Origin of the sequence: Streptomyces sp. NBC_00433, assembly GCA_036015235.1 — a bacterium.
In the GTDB taxonomy this organism is placed as follows: Bacteria; Actinomycetota; Actinomycetes; order Streptomycetales; family Streptomycetaceae; genus Actinacidiphila.
Window position 1 is genome coordinate 4,901,627 of sequence record CP107926.1, and the last position, 23,636, is coordinate 4,925,262.

Below are 23,636 nucleotides of genomic sequence, written 5' to 3' on the forward strand. Positions count from 1 at the left end.
CCGCCGCTTCGCGCCGCGAACCCGATCCAGCAGCCTCGGTCCGGGCGGGACGGAGACGGGCTTGTCGACTACGAGCGGGGTCTCCGTGTCGATTGATACCTCCTCCGGGTGCGGTAACGGACCGCGCCCGGGGTCGTCTTGCCTGTCGTGTTTCACTGGCAGTCCCTTCCTTCGCAGGAGGTGTGCCGGGGCCTGGCCCTACCCGCCAAAGCAGCGGTCAGGCCCCGGTGTTGTTGGAGCGAGCGGTGTTCACCGGACGCGGGCCGCGTTCGGTGTCGAGCCGTACGAACACGCTGTGGACGTAGCTCGGCGCGCGGGTCGCCCGCCGGGCCGTTTCGCGGACGGTGAGACCGTCGGCCCAGCCGGCTTCGATCGCGGCGAGGGCGTCGGTGGTGCTGAGCTTGGGTCGAGGCTGTTCAGATGATCGGGCGGTGTCGTTCACCGGCGGGAGGTCGGTGAACAGCAGCCGTGGGTACGAGCGGATCGTCGCTGTCGCCCGGTGCATCTCGTCCCGGGCCTGGCCCGCCAGCGCGGACGCGGCGGGGTCTCGGGCCAACTCAGCCCACGGCGAGGGAAGATCGATGACCGCCAGCGCGGCGGCATTGCGACGGGCGGAGAGTTGGCCCAGCAGCTTGCGGCGCTGCTCGCGGTCGTCGCCGACAGAGGCTCTGGCGACGGCTGCGGACAGTCGGCGGGTGATGCGCCGCCCACGTCGCTTGCCCCTGTCGGCGGGACCGATCTCGGCGAGGCGCGCGGCCAGCGCAACGGCTCGTACGGTCGCTCGGTCGCGGGTGATCTGGGCTGCGTCGCGGTGGCGTTCGGCGATGCCGAGCCGGGAGAGCAGGCGTTCGTGCAACTCCCGTGCCAGCAGCGCCCCGAAGCCGCGCGAGGCCGCATCCGGCTTGCGGTGGCGTAGCTCGATGCCCATGGCGAGGTGCCAGAGCATCGCGGCCATGACCGGTCCGACGAAGGCGCGTACGGTGCCGCCGACCGGCCCCGACTCGGCGTACGCCGGGATGATCTGGACCGACGTGATCGCCCAGACCAGCACCCCTGGGACGCCGGGCGCGGCGTTCGGCCCGTTGAGGTTCTGCCGGGCCATGAGGGCGGTCGCGAAGAGCGCAAGTTCGGCAGCACCGAACATCGCGGCGCGTTCAGCCGTACCGGCCATGTCGAGGAAGTCGGCGGCGAAGCGCCAGGACGTATCGGCGCTGTAGGCCGTGCAGCCGACTGCCGCGAGGGCGGCGACCCGGATAGCGGGGGTGCCGCGCCTCAGCAGCTTTACGGCGTAAAGAACGAGACAGGCGGCGGCGGCCGCGGCGACGACGTACAACGGGTTCACGATGCCGCCCCCGCCTTGCGGTCGCCCCGGAACAGCGCGGCTCCGCCAAGTCGTACGGCGTGCAACGCGTCCTCCATGGCGAAGTCGTCGCGCTCGCCCTCTTCCAGCAGCTCGGCGAGGACGTCGCGGGCGGCGGTCAGGCGGGCGGTGCGGTGCTCGGCGGACTCGCAGGGCCAGCCGAGGAAGAGGTCGCGGAAGTCCTCCGGGACCTCGGGTAAGCCGTGGCCGTCGGATGCGCGGCGGCCACCGGTAGGTGGAGGCATGGCCTCTCCTGAGTCCTGGGTGGATGGGTGATCCGGCAGGCGCGTGGGCCGCCGGATGGTGCGTTTCAGGCGCGCTATGGAGTTCTCAAGCAGCAAGAGCTGTCCCTCTTCAAGAGATCCTGTCCTCAGGTCCTCTTTAGGAGTAACGAAGACTATGGCGCACTCGCTCTGACTCGTCAAGACCTCTTGAGGACTTGTATGCTGAAGCCGCCCGACGATCAGGACGGTGGCGCACATGGCCAAGGCATACGAGCGGATCGCTGACGATCTCCGTGATCGCATCCGCGCAGGTGAGTTGGCTCCAGGCGACCAACTACCCTCCGAGACCGCTCTCGTGGACAAGTACGGGAAGAGCCTTCCGACGGTCCGCCAGGCGCTGGGGTTGCTCCAAGCCGAAGGGCTGATCGAAAAGCAGCACGGCCGCGGCAACTTCGTCCGGCGGCCACGTACGCCCGTGTTGCGGACGAACCTCCGCCACCAGTGGGAGAAGGACCGCGCTCGCGAGCCTGAACAGGAACGCAAGCAGACGGGCGCCACCGAGCACGACACAGGACTCGACATAGGCGACCTGGTGTTCCATGCGGCATACGACCAGGTCGAAGCGGGCGAGGAAGTGGCCGGGATCTTCGGCGTACCCGTCGGCACGGTCATGGTGGAGCGCACCTACCGCACCCGCTACCGGGCTGAGCAATACCCGTTCAGCCTGGTCGACTCCTACCTCGTGCGCGACATGGTCGGCGCGAACCCGGAACTCCTGGACGCCGCTAGCGAGCCGTGGCCCGGCGGTACGCAGAGCCAGCTCCACACGGTCGGCATCGAACTGGACCGGATCGAGGAACGCGTCCTGGCCCGCCCGCCCGCCGCGGACGAGGCCGAAGAACTGGGCCTGCCGCCGGGCACATCGCTGATCGTCCTCGGTAAAACGTCGTACGACACCACCGGCCGCGTAGTGGAGCACTCCTTCGTCCGACTGCCGGGCGACCGCACGGCACTGTCATTCACCACCAACCTGGAAAGGTGGTGACCGGCGTGCCGGTCCGCCGCATCGACGTCATCACGGCCGTTCACACGCCCTCGGCGCCTTTCCTCGCGGACGCGTACAAGTCGCTGTGCGCGCAGGAGCTGCCGGACGGCTGGGAGTGGCACTGGGTCATCCAGGAAGACGGCTTCGGCGACGCTGTACGGCCGCATGTCCCCGACGATCCGCGCGTCACCTTCCACCAGGGTCGGCCCGGTGGCCCCGGCGTGGCCCGCACGATGGCGTTGGCGTACGTATCAGGCCCGTACGTGAAAGTCCTCGACGCCGACGACCAGTTGACCCTGGGCGCCCTGGCCCGCGACCTGGCCCTCCTGGAAGCCGACCCGGCCCTCGGCTGGGCGACCTCCCGCGTCCTGGACCTGCTCCCCGACGGCTCGACGGCCGGCTTCGACGCGGACCCGGAAGACGGTCCCCTCGCGAGGGGCGTCGTCTTCGACTTCTGGAAGGCCAACGGCTACCGCGCCCAGGTCCACCCGGCGACCCTCTTCATCCGCCGCGACCTCCTGCTCGCCCTCGGCGGCTGGATGGCCCTCCCGGCATCCGAGGACACCGGCCTCCTCCTGGCCCTCAACGCCGTGAGTCCCGGCTACTTCACCCGCGAGTACGGCCTGCTCTACCGCAAGTGGGAGGGCCAGGCCACGGCCCAAAGTACCCACACCGAAACTGCGGAACGCGATGCACGCCTATCTGTCGTTCGGGCCAGAGCCCAAACGCTTGCCGACTCCGACTGGGCCCGCTGAACATAGAATTCTCCTGCTTTTCAGCTTGAGTTGGGGTGGTCGGCGACGAATGCCATCCGAGAATGTGGGAATCGCTCGGACCGGGGGTCGAGAAGGTCGATGAGTGAGATCAAGTTCTGTTGAACTTCTGCTAGCCGGGACACCGCAGCGCCTGTGTTCGCGGCCAGAAGGTCGACGTCCGAGAGAAGGCGGCGGAACCAGTCGAGGAACTGGTCGTCCGTGTCGAGCCTCGACGAGAACTCGGCGAAGCCGAGACATCGGCGCTGGCCTGGACCGCCGTCCGGATGGATCATCATCTCGCCTATTGCCCGTTGCTCCACGCGGAACAGGCGCAGCGCGTTACTACCCTGGGAGATGTTGTTCAGCGCGGAGCTGACCTCGGATATCTTGCTCATGATGCTGTGGTTTGTGCGTGATGTTCCTAGATTAAGAAATTGAACATCCCGGCGCATGATCTCTACCCAGCCGAGATACTCGGCAAGTACGAATACGGTGCTGCGGCGCGCGAACTCAGCTTCTCCGGCTGTTCCGTTGGTCAAGAATGAGGTGAGATATCCGCTGCCTCGGTTTGGATCAAGATCGACAGTATGACCGCGGAGAATGTTGAATAATCTGGCCTGTAGGTCGTACGCGGCCCAAGCCAGCGACCCACCGTATGTTTCCATCAGACTGCGTTTTTCCATTGTGCGCAGGCGTCGTTGAGTCCAGTAGCCCAGAAAGGCTGTTGCTGCTGCACTGGTCAGAGCGAGGACTGCGGACACGAACGTAATAGCGTCCATGATGACTTTCCCCCAACGAAGGCTCGCGGGAGTGCGCGGTGGCTTCCCGTCCTAGCGTGTGCGCGGTGTGGTGTCTCCCCACATCTGTTGCATGAACTGGCTGTTCGCTACGGGTTGACGGGGACCTCGTACACGACCTCGCACGCGGTTGTCGGCACGATGATGTCGGCCGTCTCCACTGGACGGCCGTCGTCGCTGTAGTACGTGCGCTGGATATGCGTGACCAGCGTGCCCTTCTGGACGCCCAGCAGCGTGGCCTCCTCTGGGCTGGCCTGGCGCGGCTCAGGCCGTTCCACCGCCCGGCTGACCGTGATGCCGATCTCCGCCATGCGGCGGACGACGCCGATCCCCGCGTGTGGGCCGGCCTCCGGGAGGACGACGAGGGTGCCGGCCGTCAGGGCGTAGGGCTCCCAACTGGTCGAGAGCTGCACCGGCTTGCCGTCGGCGAGAAATTCGTAGGCCGTGCGCACGCACAAGTCGCCCTCGGTGATGCCGAGTCGGGCGGCGATGTCGGCCGGGGCCGGCACCTTGGCGTCGGTGCGGCTCTCCCACGTCCCGCGGCGCCCGAGCGCCGCCATGTCCGCGGCGAAGGGCGAACCGCCTGCCTGCTCGCGATAGATGGACCGCACCATCCGCAGCCGTTCGCGCGGCTCAGCGACGTACGTACCTGACCCGGCCCGGCCCTCCAGGGTGCCCAGGGAGATCAGTAGCTCCTGCGCCCGCCGGATGACGTTCTCGCCGACCCCGTACTCCTGGCCCAGCTCGGCGCGAGATGGCAGCCGGTCCCCCGGCGACCACTCGTGGCTCGCGATGCGCGCGCGCAGCACGTCGGCGATGCGGAGATACGGCGGCTGATCAGGCATGTGGACAATCTAGTCCACTAGCTCTAATCTAGTTAACTAGCATCACTGAGGGTGCTCACTTGGCAACGGAGGACGCCTTGTGCCGCCACGCGACGCCCGCATCGCGGACCTCTTCGCGCGCCTTACCGCCGCAGGTCTGGCGCCTGAGCAGAAGGAGTACGCCGATCGCACGCTTATCGGGGCCCGAGTCGCCGACGACTTTCCGGCGGAGGCATGGCCCGAGGTGCTTGCCGCGCTGGAGACAGCCGATTCGTTCGGCTCCGCTGACCGCGCCGGGGGAGACCGCCACCTCTGGGCCGCCTTCCGCCGCACCAACCGCCATAGGAGATGACCACCGTGCTCCACCTCGTCCGCACAGTTGCCGCCTGGCTCGCCCGGCAACTGCTCCCCGCGAGAAGATCCCACCCCCAACGCCCGGTCACGGTAGGGCCGTCTAGCTCACCGGTCAGCACCCAGGCCCGGCGGCCGTTACGGTCCCACGCGCCGACGCCACACGGTTGGACTGACGGCGGTCCGTTGCTCCGCCCGTACGTCCTGAGCACCGAGGAATGGACGCGTCGCCGACGCGAGGGCTGGCCGAGGGCGGTGAGCCGCTCCTCATGACTGCCCGGCACGAGCAAGTTGCCGACGACCTACGCCGCTTGATCGTGGCAGGCACGCTTGCGGTCGGTGACCGCCTTCCCCCCGAGACCCGCCTCGCCGTTCAGTACGGCGTCAGCACGCCCACCCTCCGCGAGGCTCTTGAAGTCCTCCGCGCGGAAGGGCTGATCGCCAAGTACCAGGGACGTGGCAACTTCGTCAGACGACCGTCCGAACGATTCACGTACCCGGGCCCTGCCAAAGCCGAGCACCTGACGGTCAGTTCCGCCGACGCCACAGCAACGGGAGCCCTCGCAGTTCGCCTTGGCCTACCGGAGGGCGCACCGCTCACCGCGTACGTCTGCCTCAGCCACTGCGAGGACTCGCGACAGAGCCTCACCCACGTCTACGTCCCGCGTACCGCAACGCCGTTGACCGCCGCCTCCCCCTGGGGAGACGACCTGGTCGCCGCCACTGCCGACGTACCCGTGGCGACGAGCAACGACCAGGTCACCGCCCGATTCCCCACCACGGCGGAAGCACAGTCGCTGCGCATCGGCACCCGTACGCCCGTCCTCGCGATCGAGCGCACCTTCATCACCACCAACGGCCGGCCCGTCGCGTACGCGCTCCTCGTACTGCCCGGCGACCGCGCGGAAGTCGTCCTCATCACCCGACTCGACACCGACCAGGAAGTTCAGCAATGACCGAAGTCCCGAAGAGCCGACCCCTCGCCCCGCCCGAACGACGAACCGCGCCGGTCGTGGCCCTGCGCCTGCTGCCTTGGCAAGGTCCCGAAGGGCGCCCCGCCACCCTGAACGGCGCGGGCGGATACCTCTCCCGCCTCGCCGACGAGATCGAGGATCTGCAACTCGACTCGGCGCGCGTTGTGTTCGACCTCGCCCCTGCCGTTCTGGACAACCCCGACACGTGCCCACACGAGGTGCGCTTCGCGGCGCGACGGCTCCGCGAATCCCTCGGCGACGTGCTGAAGATCGCGGAGAGCCGACGCCTGCCCGGTACCGTCCCGGTCCGAGAGGTCGCGTCGCCGCACGTGAAACGCTGGACGTACGAAGCCCGTTGCGTCGGCGAGGCTCGCCATGAGCTGCGCCGGGTCCTGAGCGTATGGGGCCTGGACGACCTCGCCGACCGCGCGGAACTCGTCCTCTCCGAACTGCTCACCAACGCCGTCCGGCACACCGAGCGCCCACCGGACTGCGAGATCGAGACGCGCTATGAGCTGCTGCCGGCGGGCGTACGCATCGAGGTGCACGATGCCGACGACGCCCGGCCGAAGGCGCAAAGCCCGTCTGCGGACGAGGAGACCGGACGCGGGCTCGCCCTTGTCGACGCCCTGACGGAGGCGTGCTGGGGAGTCAGCGACCGGGTCGGCATCGGAAAGCTGGTGTGGGCGGTGCTGGAGCGGGACGACGAAGACGTGCCCTCGGTAGGCGTGGGGGAGGTCGGCCCATGAACTGGACCATCGCCACGACGGCCGGTCGCGAAGTCACCGGCCATCTTCCGGCCTGGGCCGACAGCGACCCGACCGCCACGAACGTACCCCTCGACCAACTCCCCGTCGCACTGGCGGACATCAGCCACCGGTCCTACTTCGACGGCCAACTCGTTCGCGTCCACAACGCCGCATCCTCGGCAACGGACGAACGCCTCCTGTGGGGCGTCCTCGTCTGCGCCCCCTACGCCGAAGATCCGCACCCGCGCGTGCCGGTCGTCAACGTGGCCATCGTGGACGACTACTGGATCACCCACCTCGACCCTGACGGGCTCACGAAACTCGCCGCCAAGCTCCGCGCCCAAGCGGACCGTCTGGACCAGGAGATACGGCCCCAACTCGTCGCCGCCCGGGAAAACTGGGCCGCCCACCAAAACGCCTGAACGCACCGCTCCCTCCGCCCGCCGCGTACCGTACGCGACGTCGGAGGGTGCAGTGCGTTCAGACGACAGGCCTTACGGCAGTCGCTCGGCGTCGACCCGCGAGAAGATGAGGTCGCTCTCGCCATCGACCGGCCCGCGCCACCGGATCGGCACCGCGGCCGGTCCACGCAGGGCCGTGGGGTACGTCGCCGCCGCGTACTCGTTCGCCAGCCGGTAGACGTGGAAGCCGTGGTCGCGCATGGTGTCCAGCAGCTCATCGACGGAGTCGCCGAGCTGGGCCATGCGGTCGGGCGTCACCTCGACGGTGACCTCGGCGTCGGGCCGTAGTCGGTCCAGGAGCGCGGCCATGCCGCGTACGACGCTGCCCTCGGCGCCCTCGACGTCCACCTTGATGACGCGGGCCTTGGCGATCTCGTCGGCTTCGAGAACGTCCGGCAGCGGGAAGGCCTCTATATCGAACGTGGACTCCACAGGGCCGTCCCACGGGACGATGCTGTTCGCGCCCATGTTCGCGGAGCTGGAGAGGATGAAGGTGAGCGTCTGCTGCTTGTCGGAGACGGCGGTCTGGGCGACACGGATGTTCTCGCAGCCGTTGAGCCGCGCGTTCTGGGCCAGGCGCTGCGTGAAGTCCTGCGATGCCTCGATGGCGACGACCCGCCCTTGAGGGCCGACCAGGCCTGAGGCAAGCACGCTGAAGTAGCCGATGTTGGCGCCGACGTCCACGAAGGTGTCGCCGGGCTTGAGCCGGCGCTGGAGCCACCGCGTCATCCGCGGTTCCCACACCCCGAAGAGGTAGAGGTACCGCTGGATGAGGTCCTGCGTGTCGACGGCGAAGCTCGCCCCGATCGCGGTCTCGGTCACCCGCTTCCGCGGCTCGTCCCGCAGATGCGGATTGAGGTAGCGGCCGGCCAGCGCTCCTGCGCCGACCCCGTTGGGCGCATGGCGGACGTACCACCTCCCCATCGTGACCAGGGCCTCTGATGTGGGGCTGCTCATCCGATCGCCTCTCCGCCGCCTACCTCGCCGCACGGTAGCACCGCGCCCCCGGAGCCCCTCTAAAATCCTCAAGACGTCTTTACGACTCGTCGGTGGGGGATGGCCTTGGACTCGTCCGATCAGCTCTTAACAATCCTGGCCGTGCTCCTGGGCGCCATGACCACGTACGTGACGAACTACTGGACCGAGCGCCAGCGCATCCGCCGGGAGCTGGTGACCCGCTGGGACGGCAAGAAGCTCGACGCCTACGAGAACTACGTCGACCGCGTTCGTGCCGCCGTCTTCCTGGCCGTCGAGCTGTACGAGCATCGCGAGGGCATCCGCCCTTGCGACGAGCCGGAGCCGCAGCTCCGCGCCCAGCTCATCGACGCCATCCGCCTACAGGGCCGCGCCTTCGAGCGCATCATGCTCCTGGCCGGCGACGAGGTGATCGAGGCCGCCCACGACCTCAACGCGGCCTCCCGCGCCGTCGACTGGCAGGCCACCGGCAAGACCCCCGGCACGCTGGACGACTGGCGCGACCGCAACCGCGAGGTCTTCGCGGCGATCAACACCTTCCACGAGGCGGCCCGCACGAACCTGGGCGTAAGTGGCTCGGTGATGGGGGAATCTCATGCCAACCGGGACTTGCTCCTCCCGCCCGCGCGTCAAACCGATGACCATTGAGGCGCAGGGCGAGGTGGCCAAGATAGTAGGGAGGCGGCAACAGGCTCAGGTGAAATTCTCTCAGGGAGCTACTACGGGATGAACTCGGTATCAGCTTCGGATTGAAAGCGATAGCGCAGATCGCGAATTGCGTTCACCGGTTATCGTTCATCTGGCCACCGTGCATACCTCGGCTTCGGGCAGCTCGAAAACTACAGAGTGCCAGGCCTACCTCAGGCGACGAAATGTATGTCGAACGAATTGCACTAAAGAATATCAAGGGCTTCGCCGAAGCCAAATTGGATTTTTCTGGCGCTGATGGTGAGCACGCCAGATAGTCGATCATATCAGCTGAAAACGGTTTCGGTAAGCCCGCCCCCTCGCCGAGGACCTCCGTCGACCGTGGGAGAGCCCCATCGTTCTCGGCAGGCCCACCCCGGCGCGGGGCCGCCGAGGGTTTAGGAGCATCCGCGCTCACCTCGCCTGCCCGGCCCGAGTTCCAAAGCCCACAGGCGCCGGCCCCGGGACGGCCACCCGGCGCCAAGAGCACACACCCGGCACCCTGCTACGACGTCGGGAAACCGTGAAACGTCCCGAGACCCTCAAGGCCGTCGGCAGGCCTGGAGGATATTGATAGACAAAGAACAAGTTCGGTCTGTGTTTGTAAATCGCCGACCACGGGTAGCCTAAAACCGGAATCGATGGACATTAGAAAATAATCGTCGCCATGTCTAATCTCCCCAGAAGGATGTTGCATGAGCCTCTTCAAGCCGCCTGCCATCGCCGGAGTCATCGCGGCGTCGGTTGCGTCGGCCGTGGGTGCCGTCTACGCCACGCCTGCAGCCGCAACAGCAATGGAAGCTCCGCACGCCACGAGCGTCACATTGAGTGAGACGACGGCCTCCGCCAGCGCCGATGCCCTGGCGCTGGAAGTCCCCGAGCACGGTCACCCCGCGGTTGTCACCACCCCGCTTTGCGTTATCTGACCTCCGTAAGGAGGATCCACGTCAATGTGGTGCAGGCCTGATCGCCGGGCCTGCACCACGTCACTGCCCAGGAGGCAATTGTTGCCCGCCCCCCAAACGGTTACCGTTGACTGCCACGCCTTCGGGATCTACCCCTACGTGGGTTGCAATGACCTGATGCGCCAACTGTTCCCCGACATCAGTCGAGACCGTCCTGATCTCGTGCGAGAGTTCGCCCGCAGTCTCGTCATCCTGGCGCCGGACACTCACACCGAAGTACTCGGTCTTTGCCCCAACCTGGTCAACATCCTGGGGGAGCCGGGCACGATTCCCTTCACATCGGGGGAGCGCGACGAAGGGCTGCACTCTCTTGACCACACCATGTGGCTGGCACACGGAGTGGTCAGTCTCATCTTGCGCTGGCGGTCTGAGCTGGCCGACGCCCCGGTACTGAGGCTGGTCTTCACTAACCTGGCGTCCGCAGATCCACTGCAAGTCGAGTTCTTGGACATCTTGACACGGCGTGCGGATCGCGCCGTGCTTCAGGTTGTGCGGGAAAACGAGGACGGGATTGCGGAATCCCACACCCATCAGGGAGCAACACGGCTGTCGCCGGAGGAGCACCTTCTCCAGGCCGCAGAATTGATGGCTCGGAAGCAACGCTCCCTCGACCTAAGCAGCGTGCTGTACCACCTAGAGCACAGTACGGCATCCAGGAACGTCGTTTATCGCGCATTCATTGGCGCGGCCGAACACTACTTGGCGATGGGGTTCTACGAGGCATCGCTGCACACCGCGCGCATCGCCGCTCGATATGCCCCGGCTGATGACGCTGCCGCAGCACGCACACTCTGCGCGGTAACTGTCAACTCTCTGATGCTGCTCGGGCGCCTCGACGAGGCCGAGGCGTTATGCGCCGTTCAGCTGTCGACCGTCTCTGACCCGTATATAGGGATGGCCTGCAGCTACGTCCAGGCCGTCATCCAGGCCCGGCTGCGACCTCGGGGCCAGCGGAATTTAGAGAAGGCCAGGGAATACATGGAGCACGCCATCGAATATGTGGATAGCGCGCCGCAGGGTCCCTGGGAAATCGGTAGCCGCATCTTTCTGGACAAAAATTTCCGGGCACTGCTCGCCTTACGCGCTGGGCGTACAGATGAGGCCCTGCGACTGGAGACGGAAGGACTGGCCGACATCCGACGGCTTTGTCCGGATCGCCGTCAGATCGAAAGTCCAGTCATCCTGCAGAATTTGGCCAGGGTGCACATGGCATTGAATCAAGCTGACCTTGCTGTTGCCGCCTACACCGAAGCAATTTTCCTGAAGCCATTCATCGCGGAGATGCACTTGGAGCGCGGCAATGCCCACCGCGCACTCGGCGACCAGCGTGCAGCTCTGACGGACTATCGCCTGGCGCTTAAGGCTGGTCCGCCCCGCCCGGAAATTCACTTCAATGCCGGGCTGGCTTGTGCGGCCATGGACGACGTGAAGCAGGCACTGCGCGAATACACTTTCGCTTTGGAACTGGATCCTGGGTACACGTCCGCTAGGCTGAACCGGGCGGCGCTAAACTATCGGGCTGGCCGGCTGGATGAGGCTGGCCGGGATGCTGACACGGGGCTGCGTACGAGCCCCGAGGACCCCGATCTGCTCTGTGTACGGGGGCTGGTGAGGTTGGCGTCGGGTGACTTGGAGGCCGCCTTGACGGACTTCTCCGAGGTGCTGATGCACGACCCATCGCACCGTGCTGCGCTGAAGAATCGCAGCAGTACGCTGCTTGCCATGGGGAACCTGACCGACGCAATCCACGACGCCGACCGGTGCCTGGCTACCCGGGCCGACGCGGCCGCGTTCTTCAACCGCGGGTATCTGCACCAGTGCCGCGGCTCATGGCGTCAGGCCCTCGCTGACTACCAGCAGGCGGCCCGCTATGGCGAAGTAGATCGTGCCGAGCTGGCCCGCCGTCGCTCAGCATGCATCCGCGGCCTTGTTGAAGAGACCACACTCCGATAAGCGTCCCATGGCGCACTGTCCGGCGGTCTCTAGGTAGCTCAATACTGTGAAGTCCGTTAACTGATACCCGAGTTCCTATGGCTACGGGGCGGCGCAAGTGCAGAGCTTGTCCGCTTCGGGCGCCCGATCGTGATGGGAAATCGAATGCCGCACCAGGCTGAACTGGAAATTCTCACACAGTTCGAGAAAAAAGGGTACGCGAGCCTGAGCATCGGAAGCACGGGCACTGCCTGCCTGGTGGAACTCGTGTCGGCAGCGCAGACCTATTTTGACTGCAAAGAGGAGGTGAAATTTCGTAATTCTGTCAAAAATAGGAACAACGGTTATCGACCTGTCGGTTCAGCTCACGCCGGAAATCCGGACGAGTTTGACTTAAACGACTCCTTCCTCTACTGGAATCCAGAGCGGAGTCGGATTATACCTGGCCATCGCGAAATAGCGACAATGCTGAACAGGCTTGAAATTTATCGTAAGACGGTAGCGATATACGCAATGAGCAGAGTGGTTGATGAACTTCGACTTAGCTATGATTATAACAAAAAATTAGATTTCGAGAGCGCATCCCTGCTGCAGGTGAATTCGTTCGCCAGTCCGTCGAATCGAGAACTATTGCAAACACGCCACGAAGATGGGGTTGTAGCTACTATCCTCTGGACCGACGCTTCAGGACTCGAAGGCTGCAACGAGGAGAAGTTAACATCGCTCCAGCCTGGTCCGGATGAAGTACTTATCATGCCTGGTGGGATTCTGAGCGCGATGACAGGCGGCGGCATAAGGCCCTTCTATCATCAAGTTCGCAACTGCGGCATTTTGGGCCGCAAATCAGTCATGTACTTCAGTTGTTTCGATGTCAACCGAGGGCCTATTGCGCCGTTTGTCGTCAATGCCTCTAATCGACACACCGATATTCGTAGACTGATACTCAGCAGTACTGACATGTTCGGGCTGGCAGAGAATTTTGTCGTGGCGTCCGACGAGTAACTCAGATAGTGATGATTCGGCCTTCGGCTTGAATCAACTGCCCTTCAAGCTCACTGCGGCCTGGAATAATCAGAGCTTTCTGATCGTCCAGGGTTAGGAATTTTTATCGAATCGGCAGATACTGAAACCAAGCATTCGGTGCAGGTAAATTGGAACGAATTCGACACTACGGCATACATGAAGGATAATTACGCTAGCGGAATTCATTTAGAAGACATGCAGATTATGGATTTTGCGATAGCTGAAACATCGTTGCGGTTCCACTGGTCAAGATGACGGCCAATTGAATTCCCAGACCGTCGGTGATCAGGTGGCGTTTCGAGCCCGGCCGCCTGCCCCGATCGGAAGGCAAGGGGCCCGTGTGGAGCTCGCTTTCAACGTCCCGCAACCCTTCCACGAGGCGGTCCGCACCGACCTCGGCGTAAGTGGCTCGGTCACCGGGAACTCACCTCGAGGCCAGACCCCGGTCGTGAAGGTGAGGGACCGAGGCTCCGGGCGGGTGTCGATGGCCGGCATGGCCTGCTACAAGCCCGGCGAGCGGTCCCGGCTGATCTCTGCGATCCGCGAGTACCGCGGCCGCAGAGACGAACCGAAGGGCTGCGGCTGGCGCGACTTCCGCGACCTGATCGTCCGCGCCCGCATCCAACTCGGCGGGCCGATCGTGCTCGTCTGGGACAACGTCCGCCTGCACCTCACGGCCGGCATGCGGGAGTTCATCGATGCGAACGCCGAGTGGCTCACCGTGTTCCAGCTGGCCTCCTATGCACCTGACCTCAATCCACAGGAAGGTGTCTGGTCGCTGGTCAAACGCGACATCGGCAACCTCGCCGCGGCCGACCTCGGCCAGATCACCCGGGCCGTGAAGCGCCGGCTCAAGCAGATCCAATACCGGCCGCACGTGGTCGACGGCTGCCTCGCCGGCGCGGGCCTGGCCTACGGCACGGACGACCTAGGGAACCACAATCAGCGGCCACCCCGCCGCCCCCCCCGGACGAGCGCGCCACTGGTAGCGATCAGTTTGCTGCGCTTGTATAGGCGCCGTGAGCCCAGAACCCACCTTCGAAGATGTAGCCAATCCAACGCCTGAGGAGATGACCGCCTGGGCCTACGCGCCGGAAGCGCAGCCCCCGGTCTCCCAGGACTGGGACATCATCGCCACACGCCCAGCCTTCGGCTCACTATTCCTGACCCTCGCTGCCGACAGGCAGTGCCCTCACCGCCGCTTCTTCCTCGGCTGCCTGTACCTCCTAGCTGGCGACGCCGTGCGCACGCGCTTCCAGACGATGCCTGAAGTGAGCCTGCGCGCGCTGACTGACGAGGCAATGTCGGCCGGAGAAGCCTGGGTCAGCACTTGGGCGGCACGCACCCGAGGCATGGTTCGTACCCCCGAGTCTTTCGACTACGAGGACTGGTGCGACCCGCGCGGTCTGGCCAGCACACCAACGTGATCAACCCGGAGCCGACATCACCGGTTCAACCTCAGTAGCGAGGGACCGCGGATCTGCGATGGCTGAAATGTCCGATTCTCGCGAAAAGCGCTTGACCAGTTAGTGTCCTCCCCGCTCCCGCGGAGTTGGTCCCAGGATCGGGCCGGTGGCCCAAGGCGACCAACTGTGCTCCGGCCACTCCTGCGGGGCTGTTTCACACCGCCCGCCGGTGTGGTCAACCCGTGGCCCGCGGTCCTGTCGGGGCGGCGGGCGTACGGCCGTTTCGCCAGGTCAAAGGCAAGGTATGGGCGAAGCGCCAAGCGGTCTTGAAAACCGTCGTGGCAGCGATGTCACCGTGGGTTCAAATCCCACAGCCTCCGCGGTAGCAGGAAACACGCGGGTGAGGGCGGGTCTCGGTTCTCCGAGACCCGCCCTCACCCGTTGTGCTGTCCCGCCTGTGTGCCCCTGCATCCCCCTGTTGGCCAGTGCGTGTGGCCAACCTGTGGCCAGGTTCGGGAAGCGGTGGTCGAGTTGCCGTCTGCTATCCCCGCTGGACCTGGCCCCCGGCTGGGCGGCCTCGCGCGTCGTGGACCTCATCCCTGAGGGCTCGGCGGCCGGCTTCGGCGCCGGCCGCGGCGGGCTGTGCCGCGTCGCTCTCGGGGTGTGCCGGCCGGGTCCGGAGTGGATCACCGCATCTGCCTCTGCCGTGGCCCGGTGGGATAATTGTGCTGTGGGAGGCTGGCGTGCGGAGTGGGACCACGTTGTTGCGAGGCCGTCGGGCCGCGCGACAGTACTGGTGCCGCTTGCGATAATCGCGGTCATCAGCGTGTGGGACCTGATGTCCTCGACGGCCGTCCACCTCGGGCCGCTCGTGGCGCTGGCACCGGCCGTGACCGCAGCCTTCGCGGGGCCGTGGATGACGGCGCTCGTCGGGCTCGTGGCGATTGGCGCCCAGGAATTCGTCGACGGATACGACGGCGAGAACATGACCAACCACATAGCGCAGTTCGCCGCCCTGGCGGGGCTCTGCGCTGCGATGGTTGCGACGAGCTATGTGCGGGAGCACCGGAACTGGCAGCTGACCCGTTTGCGGTCGGTGGCCGACGCGGCACAGAGATGCGTCTTGCGGCCTCCACCGAGGCACATCGGTCCGCTGCGGCTGGGATGGCTGTATCTGGCGGCCGAGGACGAGGCCCAGATCGGCGGCGACCTCTTCGCCACTGCCCGGGGCGCCGAGCCGTGCACCCGGGTGATCATGGGAGACGTCCGGGGCAAAGGGGTGGCCGCCATAGGAGAGGTGTCGGTCGTTCTCGGCGCCTTCAGGGAGGGCGCGCACCGCTGTCCCAGCCTGCGTGATCTTGTGACGACGCTGGAGGAGAGTGTCAGCCGGAATATCGAGGAGGTCGCCGACGTCGAGGCCGATCTCGGTGAGCACTTCATCACCGCGCTCATGCTGGAGATCCCCGATCAGGGTGAGACCGCTGATCTGCTGAACTGCGGGCACCCGCCGCCCCTGCTGATCCACCGGAGCCGCGTCACCACCCTCGACTTCGAGCACTCCTCGCCCCCACTGGGCATGGGCGGGCTGGCGGGTATGGGCCAGCGCATCGACTCGATCGCCTTCGAAGCGGGCGACATGCTGCTGCTCTACACCGACGGCGTCATCGAGGCCCGTTCGCCGAGCGGGCAGTTCTACCCCCTCGCCGAGCGTCTGCGTTCCTTCTCCGGGTCCACCCCCGACGCCCTGCTGCGGGAGATCCAAGGCGACCTGTTCGGCCACGTGGGAAGGGAACCCGGCGATGACGTCGCCCTCCTGGCGATCCAGCGCCTCCCGGCCAAGGCGTAGCGCTCCTGGACTTGGCTGTTGCTGACGGCCACCTCGTAGCGCGCCGACCAGGACGGGGAGCGTCGTCGTGGTTCGCTGCGAGCCCTCAAGCGGCCAATACCACGGCCAGCATCGCCAGCCAGCCCAGCGAGACAAAGGCGGGAAGCAACACCATCACCAGCCCGGTCGGTGACGATTGCAGCCACGCTGTTCCCGGCTCGGTGATCTGCCGCCCCACGATCCGCTGGCCGCCGTGCCAGGCCATGTGTTCTTCCAGTTCCACGACCGTGCTCTTGCGGGACTGCAAATACAGCCGCCCGTAACGCAGCATGACGGCGAACGCCAGGCCCGACACAAAACCGATCACCGTGATGACCGCCCCGATGCCCTGCGCCACGCCCTGTGACTGTGCGCCCTCTTTGCCGAGGGTGAATGCCAGTGTGGCTGCCAGGCCTGCCGTGATGTAGAGGAAGTTATTGAGTTTGTTCCAGTTGATGATGTCCTCGTGTTTGTACAGGTCCACGGCGATCCCGTACTGCGTCTGCAGCATCGACTCGCGCGGCTTCCGCGACACCCACACCACGCGTAGCCGGCCGTCCGGTGGTCGCAACCGTGTCAGTTCCTCAAAGCCCATCTTTCGGTGAAACTGCGTCGACGCCTCGTTCTGTGGCTCGCTGACCACCGCCGCGATCACCGGGTTGGACGTCCACTGCTCCAGTACGTGGTGGTACAGCCGCGATGCAACGCCCTGTCGCGCCGCGGCGCGGGCCACGCACACCTGTTTGATCACCAAAAAGCTGCCGAGGGTGGTCTTTATCCGGTGGTTCAGCCACTCATCAGGTTCGATCTGCTCGTCGCTGTACGCCAGCAGGAATCCCAGGACGTCGGTTCCCTTCACGGCCACGTAGAAGTGCTCCGCGCTCGCCAGTCGGCTCCGGTAGACCTCGTCTGTGTACTCCGACACCAGGAAACCGTCCCGGCCGGCGACAACGGGGTCAATTCCCTCCAGGCTCCTGGACTGCGCTAATTCGAAGATCATCGGGACGTGCTCCGGGGTCGCCCGCATGATCTCGATCTTCGCTTGAGCAGGCGTCGCCACGCCCTCACCTCCAACTGAACCAATACACCAGGCCCTCATCAGAAGCCTGTCCTGACGGTCCATCGGACGCAAGGGCGTGTCCACTCAGGCCGCGGGGTGGTCAAGCGTGGGGTGGTCAGGCGCGGGTTGGTCAGGCGCGGGTTGGTCAGGCGTGGGTTGGTCAGGCGTGGGGCGGGGTGCGGGGGGTGAGGAGGGCGCGGTTGAAGGCTTCGGCCACCGCGGCCGCGCGGTCGCTGACGTTGAGTTTGGCGTAGACGTTCAGCAGGTGGGTCTTCACCGTGGCCTCGCTGATCAGGAGGCGGGTCGCCACTTCGCGGTTGGTGGCTCCGGCCGCCACCCATTCGAGGACCTCGTGTTCGCGGGGGCTGAGCAGGGTGGGGGCGGGGGTGCGGACGTGGTTCATCAGGCGGGCCGCCACCGAGGGGGAGAGGACCGCTTCGTGGTTGGCGGCGGACTGGACGGCTCGGAGCAGTTCGGAGCGGGGGGCGTCCTTGAGGAGGTAGCCGGTCGCTCCCGCCTCGATGGCGGGGAGGACGTAGGTGTCGGAGTCGTACGTGGTCAGGACCAGGATCCGGGCGGGGTTGCCTGACCTGGCCAGTGCGGTGATCGCGGTCACGCCGTCCATCGTGGGCATGCGGAGGTCCATCAGGATGACGTCCGGGGCGAGGTCGGCGGCCAGCCGGACGGCCTCGGCGCCGTCGGACGCCTCGCCGACCACTTCGAAGGCCGGGTCGGTGGCGAACATGCCGCTCAGGCCGTCACGGACGACGGGGTGGTCGTCGGCGATCAGCAGGCGGATGGGGCTCATGCGGTGGCCTCGGCTGTTTCGTGCGGTACGCGGGCGGAGACGGTGGTGCCGGAACCCGGTCGGGACTGGACCCGCAGGGTGCCCGACAGCGCCTCTACGCGCTGGCGCATCGCCTGCAGGCCGAAGCCGCCGCCGGCCGGGGTCGGGTCGAAGCCGCGCCCGTCGTCGTGGACGTCCAGGGTGACCTCGTCGTCCTGGTAGGTGAGGGTCAGGGCGACGGCGGTGGCGCGGGCGTGCCGCGCCACGTTGGCCAGGGCTTCCTGGGCCGCGCGGAGCAGGGCCAGTTCGGCTTCCGGGCGCATGGGCCGGGACTTCCCCGTGGTGGTGACCTGGGCGGTCACGCCGTTCAGCGCCGACCAGCGGTCGGTGACGCCTGCGAGGGCCTCGCCGAGACCGGCGGTCTCCAGCGGCTGCGGCCGCAGCGCGTCCACGGAGCGCCGGGCCTCGGTCAGGCTCTCCCTGGCCAGACCGGTCGCCGCCGTGAAGTGCCGCCGCCACCTGTCCGGGTCGGCGCCGGCCTGCTCGGCGGCCTGCAACTGTGTGACGATCCCGGTCAGGCCCTGCGCCAGGGTGTCGTGGATCTCCCGCGCCATCCGCCGGCGTTCGTCGAGGACCCCGGCTTCGCGGGCCTGGACCAGCAGCTGCCGGTGCAGCCCGGCGTTCTCGGCGAGCGTCGCCTGGAGCCGGCGGTTCGCCTCCCGTACCTGCTCCAGGGCCGCCTCCCTTTCCACGTTGTGCTGCTCGATGCCGTGCTCCCACCAGGCCGTACCGCACATGCAGACCACGTTGACGGCCAGCACCGCGGCGAAGGCGGTCAGGCCGACGGCGCTGTCCGTGGGGACGCCGGAGGCCTGGGCGCTCCCCGATTCCACGGCGACCGCGGCGATCGCGGGGAGTCGCCAGGGCCAGGGCACGATGCCGAAGGCGTAGAAGTAGCAGGCGGGTGTGAAGAGGCCGAACCACGGGTCCCGGACGACGAGGACGCCGGTGAGCACGACCACCCCGGCGAAGAACAGGCCCATCACCGCGGGCCGTTCCCACCAGCCGGGGTGCAGGGTGAACATGCACAGCATCCACAGGGCGGTCGCCGCGCACAGGCCGAGGTCGACGATCAGGGAACCGCCGGCCCGGTGCTCGATGATCACGGTCACGAGGGCGAGGGCGGCCAGGAGCGGATAGGGCACGACCGTCACCAGCGGAAGCAGCCGCTCGTCCTGGCCGCGGGTCGGGGCGGGTGGTTCCGGCCTGCTCATGGGTGCCTCCTGCCTGAAGTCACTCCCAGCGGAACGATCTCACGGCGGCGGCGCCGAAGACCACGGCGTACGCGGCGAGGGTGAGCAGCTGGAGGGGGTGGGGCGAGTGGCCCTCGGTCGCGTCGGTCAGCGCCTGCACGGCGGCGCCGAGGGGGGCGGCCCGGCTGATGTGCCGCAGGAGCGCGGGCATGGCGGCGATCGGCAGGAACAGCCCGGCGAAGAACATCATGACGTAGAAGAGGGTCGCGCCCGCGGCGTTGGCGATCCGGCCGTTGGGCGAGGCCGCGGCGACGAACAGGCCGATCGCGAGGAGGGCGAGCGCGGTCAGGGCGATGCTGATCAGGTATCCGCCGGGCCGGCGGGGCAGCGCCACCCCGAAGGCGAACCGGGCCACCAGGAGCAGCGCGGCCACCGAGACGGCCGCGGTGGCCAGGTTGACCAGCAGCTGGGCGGCCAGCACCCGGGCCGGGCCGACCGGGGTCGTCCGCAGGCGGCGCAGCACCCCCTTCTCCCGGTAGCCGGCCAGCACTTGGGGCATGACGCTGAAGGACAGCATGGCCAGGACGAAGGCGGACAGGATCGGGACGTAGACGTCGAGCAGGGTGTAGCCGTCGAGGTTCGCGCGGTGTTCGTTGTAGAAGGGCAGGTTGCCGAAGACGACCAGCAGCGCCAGCGGCAGCCCGATGGCGAAGGCCGGGCCCACCCGCTCCCGTACGAAGAGCTTCAACTCGGTGAGGGCGAGGCGGCCCAGGACGGAGCCCCGGTCGGTGGCGGGCGGGACGGGCGCGACGGGCGGCGCGGGCGCGGTTGAGGGGCTGACGGGCATGGCGTGCTCCTGCTGCTCGATCGGCTAGCGCTGGGACCTATGCGGTCACAGCACTAGCTCTGGGCGGCGCGGGCCTCGGCGCCGCTCTGTCCGGTGGCGCCGGGAGCACCGGCGCCCGGCTCGGCGCCTGCGGCGTGCTTGCCGGTCAGCGCGACGAACGCGTCCTCCAGGCTGGGCTGGTCCACCCGGAGGTGCTCGGCCACGATGCTGTGGCGGGCCAGTACGGAGGTGACCGCGTTGAGGGCGTTGGCGGTGCCGGTGACCACGACGTGGTCGCCCTTGCGAGTGAGGCCGGTGACGTCCGGCAGGCCGGTCAGCAGGGCGTCCTCGAACGGTACGGACGGCCGGAAGCGGATCCGCTGGCCGTCCTGGAGCCCCTCGGTCAGGCCCGCCGGGCTGTCCACGGCGACGACGCGGCCCCGGTCGATCACCGCGACCCGGTCGCAGAGCCGCTCGGCTTCCTCCATGAAGTGGGTGACCAGCATGATCGTCACCCCTCGGGAGCGGACGTCCTGGATCAGGCTCCAGGTGTCGCGCCGGGCCTGCGGGTCAAGGCCGGTGGTCAGCTCGTCCAGGACGGCCACCTCCGGGCTCCCGATCAGCGCGAGGGCGATCGAGAGCCGCTGCTGCTGGCCGCCGGACAGCTTGGCGTACGGGGTGTCCCGCTTGCCGGCCAGGCCGAGTGCGTCCATCAGGTCCCGCCGGTCGGCGGGCCTGCGGTAGAACGATCCGTACAGCCGCAGCGCCTCACCGACCGTCAGCCGGTCGGGCAGCCGGCCGTCCTGGAGCTGTACGCCGAGCCGCTGCGTCAACTCGGCGCGATCGCGCGAGGGGTCGAGCCCGAGGACGCCGATCTCGCCCCGGTCGGCGGTCCGCAGGCCCTCGACGCATTCCACCGTGGTCGTCTTGCCCGCGCCGTTCGGGCCGAGGATCCCGAAAATCTCGCCCTCCTCGACGGTGAAGGAGACGTCGTCGACGGCCACGGTGGATCCGTAGGCCTTGTGCAGGTGCCGCACCTCGATGACCGCCGGCATACGGGCGTCCTTCCGTCCGGTTCCGGAGGGCCTCCGGTCGCTGATGCCAGCGTGGCAGCGGGGCTGCCCCGGCCACATCGACCGCCCGGTCCTCCTCCGCCGACACCGGCTGGTCGGCCGGACGGTTGAGCGTCATCAGCCGATCAGCTGATACGGCCGGTCCGGCGACCCGGAGTGGGGCAGGCGGCCGGTCCGGCGACCCGGAGTGGGGCAGGCGGTCGGGCCGGACGGTGCCGCGGGGTCGGTCAGGCGGTCGGGTCGGACAGGGCCGCCGGGTCGGTCAGCCAGGTCCTGATGGTCGCCATCGTGCCGGGACCGTTGTCGTCGGTGACGCTCGCGGCGAGGTCGGCGACGGATATCTCCGCGAGGGCCGCGCGCCAGGCGGCGTCGGCGGTCGCCATCGCGCGGGAGATGGCGCAGGGGCGGGTGCAGGCCTCGGCGGGCGCCGCCAGGGGGCCGCGCCGGCGGATCTCGGTGCAGACGAACGCCGGCTGGGGGCCGTCGAGGGCCGTGACGACGTCGAGGACGGTGATCTGCGCGGGGGGCCTGGTCAGGACGTAGCCGCCCGCCTTGCCCTGGACGGAGCGCACGAGGTCGGCGCGGGAGAGCGCCTGGAGCTGTTTGGCCAGGTAGCTGCCGGAGACGTCGTGCAGCTCCGCGAGGCGGGCCGCGGGGACCGGCTCCGTCGCGGCGGTCAGGACGACGCAGCAGTGCAGCGCCCACTCGACCCCGCCGGACAACTTCATGGGCTCGCGCTCCCTCCGCTTGACTCGGACAAAGACTATCCGACTATTATCCCGGATAAGAAGTGTCCGAGTTAGGGAGCGCCTCCTCCCCGTGCGTCCTCCCTCGATCACGGGCGTGCCCTACGGCGTGCCCGAAAGGCGGCAGTCATGAAGTTCACCGTTGTCGGCGGTACGGGTCTGATCGGTTCCCGGGTGGTCGGGCTGCTGACCGACGCCGGGCACGAGGCCGTGCCCGTGGCGCTGTCCACCGGAGTGGACCTGATCACCGGGAAGGGCCTGGACGAGGCGCTCCAGGGCGCCGACGTCGTGGTCAACCTGACGAATTCGCCCACCTTCGACGAGGCGTCCCTGGACTTCTTCCGCACCACGATGGGCAACCTGCTCGCCGCGGGCGGGAGGGCCGGGGTCGGGCACCAGGTCATCCTGTCGATCGTCGGCGTGGACCAGGTACCCGCGCTGGACTACTACCGGGCCAAGGCGCTCCAGGAGGAACTGCTCCGGCAGGGGCCGACGCCGTATTCGATCGTGCGTGCCACGCAGTTCTTCGAATTCATGGACGCGGCCCTGTCGTGGACCTCGGACGAGCGGACCGTGCGGCTGCCCGCGACCCCGATCCAGCCGATGGCCGCCGCGGATGTGGCAGCGGCGGTCGCCGAGGTCGCCGCCGGCTCGCCGCTGATGGGGATCCGCGACGTCGCCGGGCCCGACGTCTTCCGGCTGGACGCGCTGGGCAAGATCACGCTGGCCGCGAAGGGGGACGACCGGACCGTCGTCACGGACGACCAGGCCGGGATGTTCGCGGCCGTCGACGGCGACGTCCTCATCGCGGGACCCGACGCCCACCTGGCGCCCACGCATTACCAGGACTGGCTCGAGCAGGCCCGCTGACCGGGGCGGGCCGTCCGAAGTCGGGGCCGGGCCGGGACCGAGTAGGTGCCGGGTCGGGGCTGCTGGGCCCAGGCGGGCGCGCGGGGCGCACACCGACATGCCGGATGCCTCCAAAAGGGTCATCAAGGAGGTTTGTCGACAGACCGTCACGCGTGCGAGGGAAACGGATCAAGTCGGCGCGTTCGGCGCGGGGGTGATGGGCAAGTCTGGGTTCGGCGACGCCGTCGGAAGGACAGGTGGAGCGGTCGGCCGGCCGCTCCACCGCAGACAGCAGGTCCGAGTTCGGAATTCTGTCCCCTTGGAGGGAACACCATGGCAAGCATCCGTATCGTCCGTGTCCTGGCCGCCGTGGCCGCACTGCCCGTCGCGGCGTTGCTGTTCGCCGGCACCGCCGTGGCCGACGACGGCGCTTTCGCGGGTGGCAACTCGAACGCGACGGTGGTGAGCAATTCCGGCGGCAATGTCGGCGGCGGCAACCTCGGCAATGTGACGACGACGCAGCAGGCCGCCACCGGCGCCGGCGCGTCGAACCAGAACAACACGGCGAGCGTGGCCGGCTCCGGATTCACCGCCATCGAACAGAACACCGCCAACATCCACTTCTCACCGCTCTGGTGACCCTCCGGGGG

At 67.4% G+C, this 23,636-nt stretch carries 26 protein-coding genes, 1 tRNA gene and 1 pseudogene; 16 read left to right on the top strand and 12 right to left on the bottom strand.

Annotated elements, in window-relative coordinates; genetic code table 11:
• Window positions 1-217: 217 nt before the first annotated feature.
• Both OG900_20875 and OG900_20880 read right to left on the bottom strand, forming a co-directional pair.
• A complete protein-coding gene (locus tag OG900_20875) occupies window positions 218-1,279 on the bottom strand; it encodes a hypothetical protein (GenBank protein ID WUH95861.1) in 1,062 nt (353 codons plus the stop codon).
• Between the two features lie 59 nt (window positions 1,280-1,338).
• Window positions 1,339-1,605, bottom strand: a complete 267-nt coding sequence (locus OG900_20880) for a hypothetical protein (GenBank protein ID WUH92318.1) — start codon at window positions 1,603-1,605, stop codon at window positions 1,339-1,341.
• A gap of 235 nt (window positions 1,606-1,840) precedes the next feature.
• On the opposite strand from OG900_20880, the gene OG900_20885 reads away from it, so the two are divergent.
• On the top strand, window positions 1,841-2,629 hold the full coding sequence (locus tag OG900_20885) for a GntR family transcriptional regulator (GenBank protein WUH92319.1): 789 nt from the start codon (window positions 1,841-1,843) through the stop codon (window positions 2,627-2,629).
• Window positions 2,626-3,384 carry a glycosyltransferase gene (locus OG900_20890; protein ID WUH95862.1) on the top strand — a complete coding sequence of 253 codons (759 nt, stop codon included), beginning with the start codon at window positions 2,626-2,628 and terminating at the stop codon, window positions 3,382-3,384. The genes OG900_20885 and OG900_20890 overlap by 4 nt, the downstream gene beginning before the upstream one ends.
• A 20-nt stretch (window positions 3,385-3,404) precedes the next feature.
• Here the strand turns inward: OG900_20890 and OG900_20895 are convergent, their stop codons facing one another.
• Window positions 3,405-4,163, bottom strand: a complete 759-nt coding sequence (locus OG900_20895; protein WUH92320.1) for a hypothetical protein — start codon at window positions 4,161-4,163, stop codon at window positions 3,405-3,407.
• Window positions 4,164-4,270: 107 nt separating this feature from the next.
• Window positions 4,271-5,026: a GntR family transcriptional regulator gene (locus OG900_20900; protein WUH92321.1), complete on the bottom strand. Its 756-nt coding sequence runs from the start codon at window positions 5,024-5,026 to the stop codon at window positions 4,271-4,273.
• A 79-nt stretch (window positions 5,027-5,105) separates the two neighbouring features.
• On the opposite strand from OG900_20900, the gene OG900_20905 reads away from it, so the two are divergent.
• From OG900_20905 to OG900_20920, 4 genes are all read left to right on the top strand, one after another.
• Window positions 5,106-5,357: a hypothetical protein gene (locus OG900_20905; GenBank protein ID WUH92322.1), complete on the top strand. Its 252-nt coding sequence runs from the start codon at window positions 5,106-5,108 to the stop codon at window positions 5,355-5,357.
• A gap of 268 nt (window positions 5,358-5,625) precedes the next feature.
• Window positions 5,626-6,312 (top strand): GntR family transcriptional regulator, encoded by a 687-nt coding sequence (locus tag OG900_20910; protein ID WUH92323.1) that lies wholly within the window; start codon window positions 5,626-5,628, stop codon window positions 6,310-6,312.
• Window positions 6,309-7,079: an ATP-binding protein gene (locus tag OG900_20915; protein WUH92324.1), complete on the top strand. Its 771-nt coding sequence runs from the start codon at window positions 6,309-6,311 to the stop codon at window positions 7,077-7,079. The genes OG900_20910 and OG900_20915 overlap by 4 nt, the downstream gene beginning before the upstream one ends.
• On the top strand, window positions 7,076-7,501 hold the full coding sequence (locus OG900_20920) for a hypothetical protein (protein WUH92325.1): 426 nt from the start codon (window positions 7,076-7,078) through the stop codon (window positions 7,499-7,501). The genes OG900_20915 and OG900_20920 overlap by 4 nt, the downstream gene beginning before the upstream one ends.
• Before the next feature lie 72 nt (window positions 7,502-7,573).
• Here the strand turns inward: OG900_20920 and OG900_20925 are convergent, their stop codons facing one another.
• The gene (locus OG900_20925; GenBank protein ID WUH92326.1) at window positions 7,574-8,497 is read right to left on the bottom strand and encodes an FkbM family methyltransferase; all 924 of its coding nucleotides are present in this window, start codon (window positions 8,495-8,497) and stop codon (window positions 7,574-7,576) included.
• 105 nt (window positions 8,498-8,602) lie between these two features.
• Here OG900_20925 and OG900_20930 point away from each other — a divergent pair, with 105 nt between their 5' ends.
• From OG900_20930 to OG900_20945, 4 genes are all read left to right on the top strand, one after another.
• Complete coding sequence (locus OG900_20930) at window positions 8,603-9,163, top strand: hypothetical protein (protein WUH92327.1); 561 nt, start codon at window positions 8,603-8,605, stop codon at window positions 9,161-9,163.
• Between the two features lie 734 nt (window positions 9,164-9,897).
• Window positions 9,898-10,128 (top strand): hypothetical protein, encoded by a 231-nt coding sequence (locus OG900_20935; GenBank protein WUH92328.1) that lies wholly within the window; start codon window positions 9,898-9,900, stop codon window positions 10,126-10,128.
• Between the two features lie 156 nt (window positions 10,129-10,284).
• On the top strand, window positions 10,285-12,120 hold the full coding sequence (locus tag OG900_20940; GenBank protein ID WUH92329.1) for a tetratricopeptide repeat protein: 1,836 nt from the start codon (window positions 10,285-10,287) through the stop codon (window positions 12,118-12,120).
• Between the two features lie 144 nt (window positions 12,121-12,264).
• Window positions 12,265-13,101: a hypothetical protein gene (locus OG900_20945; GenBank protein WUH92330.1), complete on the top strand. Its 837-nt coding sequence runs from the start codon at window positions 12,265-12,267 to the stop codon at window positions 13,099-13,101.
• 265 nt (window positions 13,102-13,366) lie between these two features.
• Here OG900_20945 and OG900_20950 read toward each other — a convergent pair.
• Window positions 13,367-13,462 (bottom strand): annotated as a pseudogene (locus OG900_20950) (IS5/IS1182 family transposase).
• Here OG900_20950 and OG900_20955 point away from each other — a divergent pair.
• The 4 genes from OG900_20955 (at window position 13,463) to OG900_20970 (ending at window position 16,374) form a co-directional block, all read left to right on the top strand.
• Window positions 13,463-14,188 (top strand): transposase, encoded by a 726-nt coding sequence (locus tag OG900_20955; GenBank protein WUH92331.1) that lies wholly within the window; start codon window positions 13,463-13,465, stop codon window positions 14,186-14,188. It begins immediately after the preceding pseudogene.
• Between the two features lie 4 nt (window positions 14,189-14,192).
• The gene (locus tag OG900_20960; GenBank protein ID WUH92332.1) at window positions 14,193-14,549 is read left to right on the top strand and encodes a hypothetical protein; all 357 of its coding nucleotides are present in this window, start codon (window positions 14,193-14,195) and stop codon (window positions 14,547-14,549) included.
• A gap of 274 nt (window positions 14,550-14,823) precedes the next feature.
• Window positions 14,824-14,905 (top strand) — tRNA-Ser (locus tag OG900_20965).
• A gap of 419 nt (window positions 14,906-15,324) precedes the next feature.
• Window positions 15,325-16,374: a serine/threonine-protein phosphatase gene (locus OG900_20970; GenBank protein WUH92333.1), complete on the top strand. Its 1,050-nt coding sequence runs from the start codon at window positions 15,325-15,327 to the stop codon at window positions 16,372-16,374.
• A gap of 85 nt (window positions 16,375-16,459) precedes the next feature.
• Here OG900_20970 and OG900_20975 read toward each other — a convergent pair whose 3' ends face one another.
• The 6 genes from OG900_20975 to OG900_21000 all read right to left on the bottom strand — a co-directional run bounded on the left by OG900_20975 (window position 16,460) and on the right by OG900_21000 (window position 22,119).
• Window positions 16,460-17,452 (bottom strand): GNAT family N-acetyltransferase, encoded by a 993-nt coding sequence (locus tag OG900_20975; GenBank protein WUH92334.1) that lies wholly within the window; start codon window positions 17,450-17,452, stop codon window positions 16,460-16,462.
• Between the two features lie 160 nt (window positions 17,453-17,612).
• A complete protein-coding gene (locus OG900_20980) occupies window positions 17,613-18,260 on the bottom strand; it encodes a response regulator transcription factor (GenBank protein WUH92335.1) in 648 nt (215 codons plus the stop codon).
• Window positions 18,257-19,513, bottom strand: coding sequence for a sensor histidine kinase (locus tag OG900_20985; protein WUH92336.1), 1,257 nt, complete (start codon window positions 19,511-19,513; stop codon window positions 18,257-18,259). Before OG900_20985 ends, OG900_20980 begins: the two co-directional genes overlap by 4 nt.
• Before the next feature lie 19 nt (window positions 19,514-19,532).
• Window positions 19,533-20,339 (bottom strand): ABC transporter permease, encoded by an 807-nt coding sequence (locus OG900_20990; GenBank protein ID WUH92337.1) that lies wholly within the window; start codon window positions 20,337-20,339, stop codon window positions 19,533-19,535.
• 53 nt (window positions 20,340-20,392) lie between these two features.
• Window positions 20,393-21,373: an ABC transporter ATP-binding protein gene (locus OG900_20995; GenBank protein ID WUH92338.1), complete on the bottom strand. Its 981-nt coding sequence runs from the start codon at window positions 21,371-21,373 to the stop codon at window positions 20,393-20,395.
• A gap of 245 nt (window positions 21,374-21,618) precedes the next feature.
• Window positions 21,619-22,119, bottom strand: coding sequence for an Rrf2 family transcriptional regulator (locus OG900_21000; protein WUH92339.1), 501 nt, complete (start codon window positions 22,117-22,119; stop codon window positions 21,619-21,621).
• 147 nt (window positions 22,120-22,266) lie between these two features.
• Here OG900_21000 and OG900_21005 point away from each other — a divergent pair, with 147 nt between their 5' ends.
• Window positions 22,267-23,007 (top strand): NAD(P)H-binding protein, encoded by a 741-nt coding sequence (locus OG900_21005; protein WUH92340.1) that lies wholly within the window; start codon window positions 22,267-22,269, stop codon window positions 23,005-23,007.
• 312 nt (window positions 23,008-23,319) lie between these two features.
• The gene (locus tag OG900_21010; protein ID WUH92341.1) at window positions 23,320-23,625 is read left to right on the top strand and encodes a hypothetical protein; all 306 of its coding nucleotides are present in this window, start codon (window positions 23,320-23,322) and stop codon (window positions 23,623-23,625) included.
• Window positions 23,626-23,636: the final 11 nt, after the last annotated feature.

Bases quoted from the DNA above. Each gene is read 5' to 3' on its own strand.
- OG900_20880 (WUH92318.1), bottom strand. From the start codon at position 1,605: ATGCCTCCACCTACCGGTGGCCGCCGCGCATCCGACGGCCACGGCTTA.
- OG900_20885 (WUH92319.1), top strand. From the start codon at position 1,841: ATGGCCAAGGCATACGAGCGGATCGCTGACGATCTCCGTGATCGCATC.
- OG900_20895 (WUH92320.1), bottom strand. From the start codon at position 4,163: ATGGACGCTATTACGTTCGTGTCCGCAGTCCTCGCTCTGACCAGTGCA.
- OG900_20900 (WUH92321.1), bottom strand. From the start codon at position 5,026: ATGCCTGATCAGCCGCCGTATCTCCGCATCGCCGACGTGCTGCGCGCG.
- OG900_20910 (WUH92323.1), top strand. From the start codon at position 5,626: ATGACTGCCCGGCACGAGCAAGTTGCCGACGACCTACGCCGCTTGATC.
- OG900_20915 (WUH92324.1), top strand. From the start codon at position 6,309: ATGACCGAAGTCCCGAAGAGCCGACCCCTCGCCCCGCCCGAACGACGA.
- OG900_20920 (WUH92325.1), top strand. From the start codon at position 7,076: ATGAACTGGACCATCGCCACGACGGCCGGTCGCGAAGTCACCGGCCAT.
- OG900_20925 (WUH92326.1), bottom strand. From the start codon at position 8,497: ATGAGCAGCCCCACATCAGAGGCCCTGGTCACGATGGGGAGGTGGTAC.
- OG900_20935 (WUH92328.1), top strand. From the start codon at position 9,898: ATGAGCCTCTTCAAGCCGCCTGCCATCGCCGGAGTCATCGCGGCGTCG.
- OG900_20940 (WUH92329.1), top strand. From the start codon at position 10,285: ATGCGCCAACTGTTCCCCGACATCAGTCGAGACCGTCCTGATCTCGTG.
- OG900_20945 (WUH92330.1), top strand. From the start codon at position 12,265: ATGCCGCACCAGGCTGAACTGGAAATTCTCACACAGTTCGAGAAAAAA.
- OG900_20960 (WUH92332.1), top strand. From the start codon at position 14,193: ATGACCGCCTGGGCCTACGCGCCGGAAGCGCAGCCCCCGGTCTCCCAG.
- OG900_20980 (WUH92335.1), bottom strand. From the start codon at position 18,260: ATGAGCCCCATCCGCCTGCTGATCGCCGACGACCACCCCGTCGTCCGT.
- OG900_20985 (WUH92336.1), bottom strand. From the start codon at position 19,513: ATGAGCAGGCCGGAACCACCCGCCCCGACCCGCGGCCAGGACGAGCGG.
- OG900_20990 (WUH92337.1), bottom strand. From the start codon at position 20,339: ATGCCCGTCAGCCCCTCAACCGCGCCCGCGCCGCCCGTCGCGCCCGTC.
- OG900_20995 (WUH92338.1), bottom strand. From the start codon at position 21,373: ATGCCGGCGGTCATCGAGGTGCGGCACCTGCACAAGGCCTACGGATCC.
- OG900_21000 (WUH92339.1), bottom strand. From the start codon at position 22,119: ATGAAGTTGTCCGGCGGGGTCGAGTGGGCGCTGCACTGCTGCGTCGTC.
- OG900_21005 (WUH92340.1), top strand. From the start codon at position 22,267: ATGAAGTTCACCGTTGTCGGCGGTACGGGTCTGATCGGTTCCCGGGTG.
- OG900_21010 (WUH92341.1), top strand. From the start codon at position 23,320: ATGGCAAGCATCCGTATCGTCCGTGTCCTGGCCGCCGTGGCCGCACTG.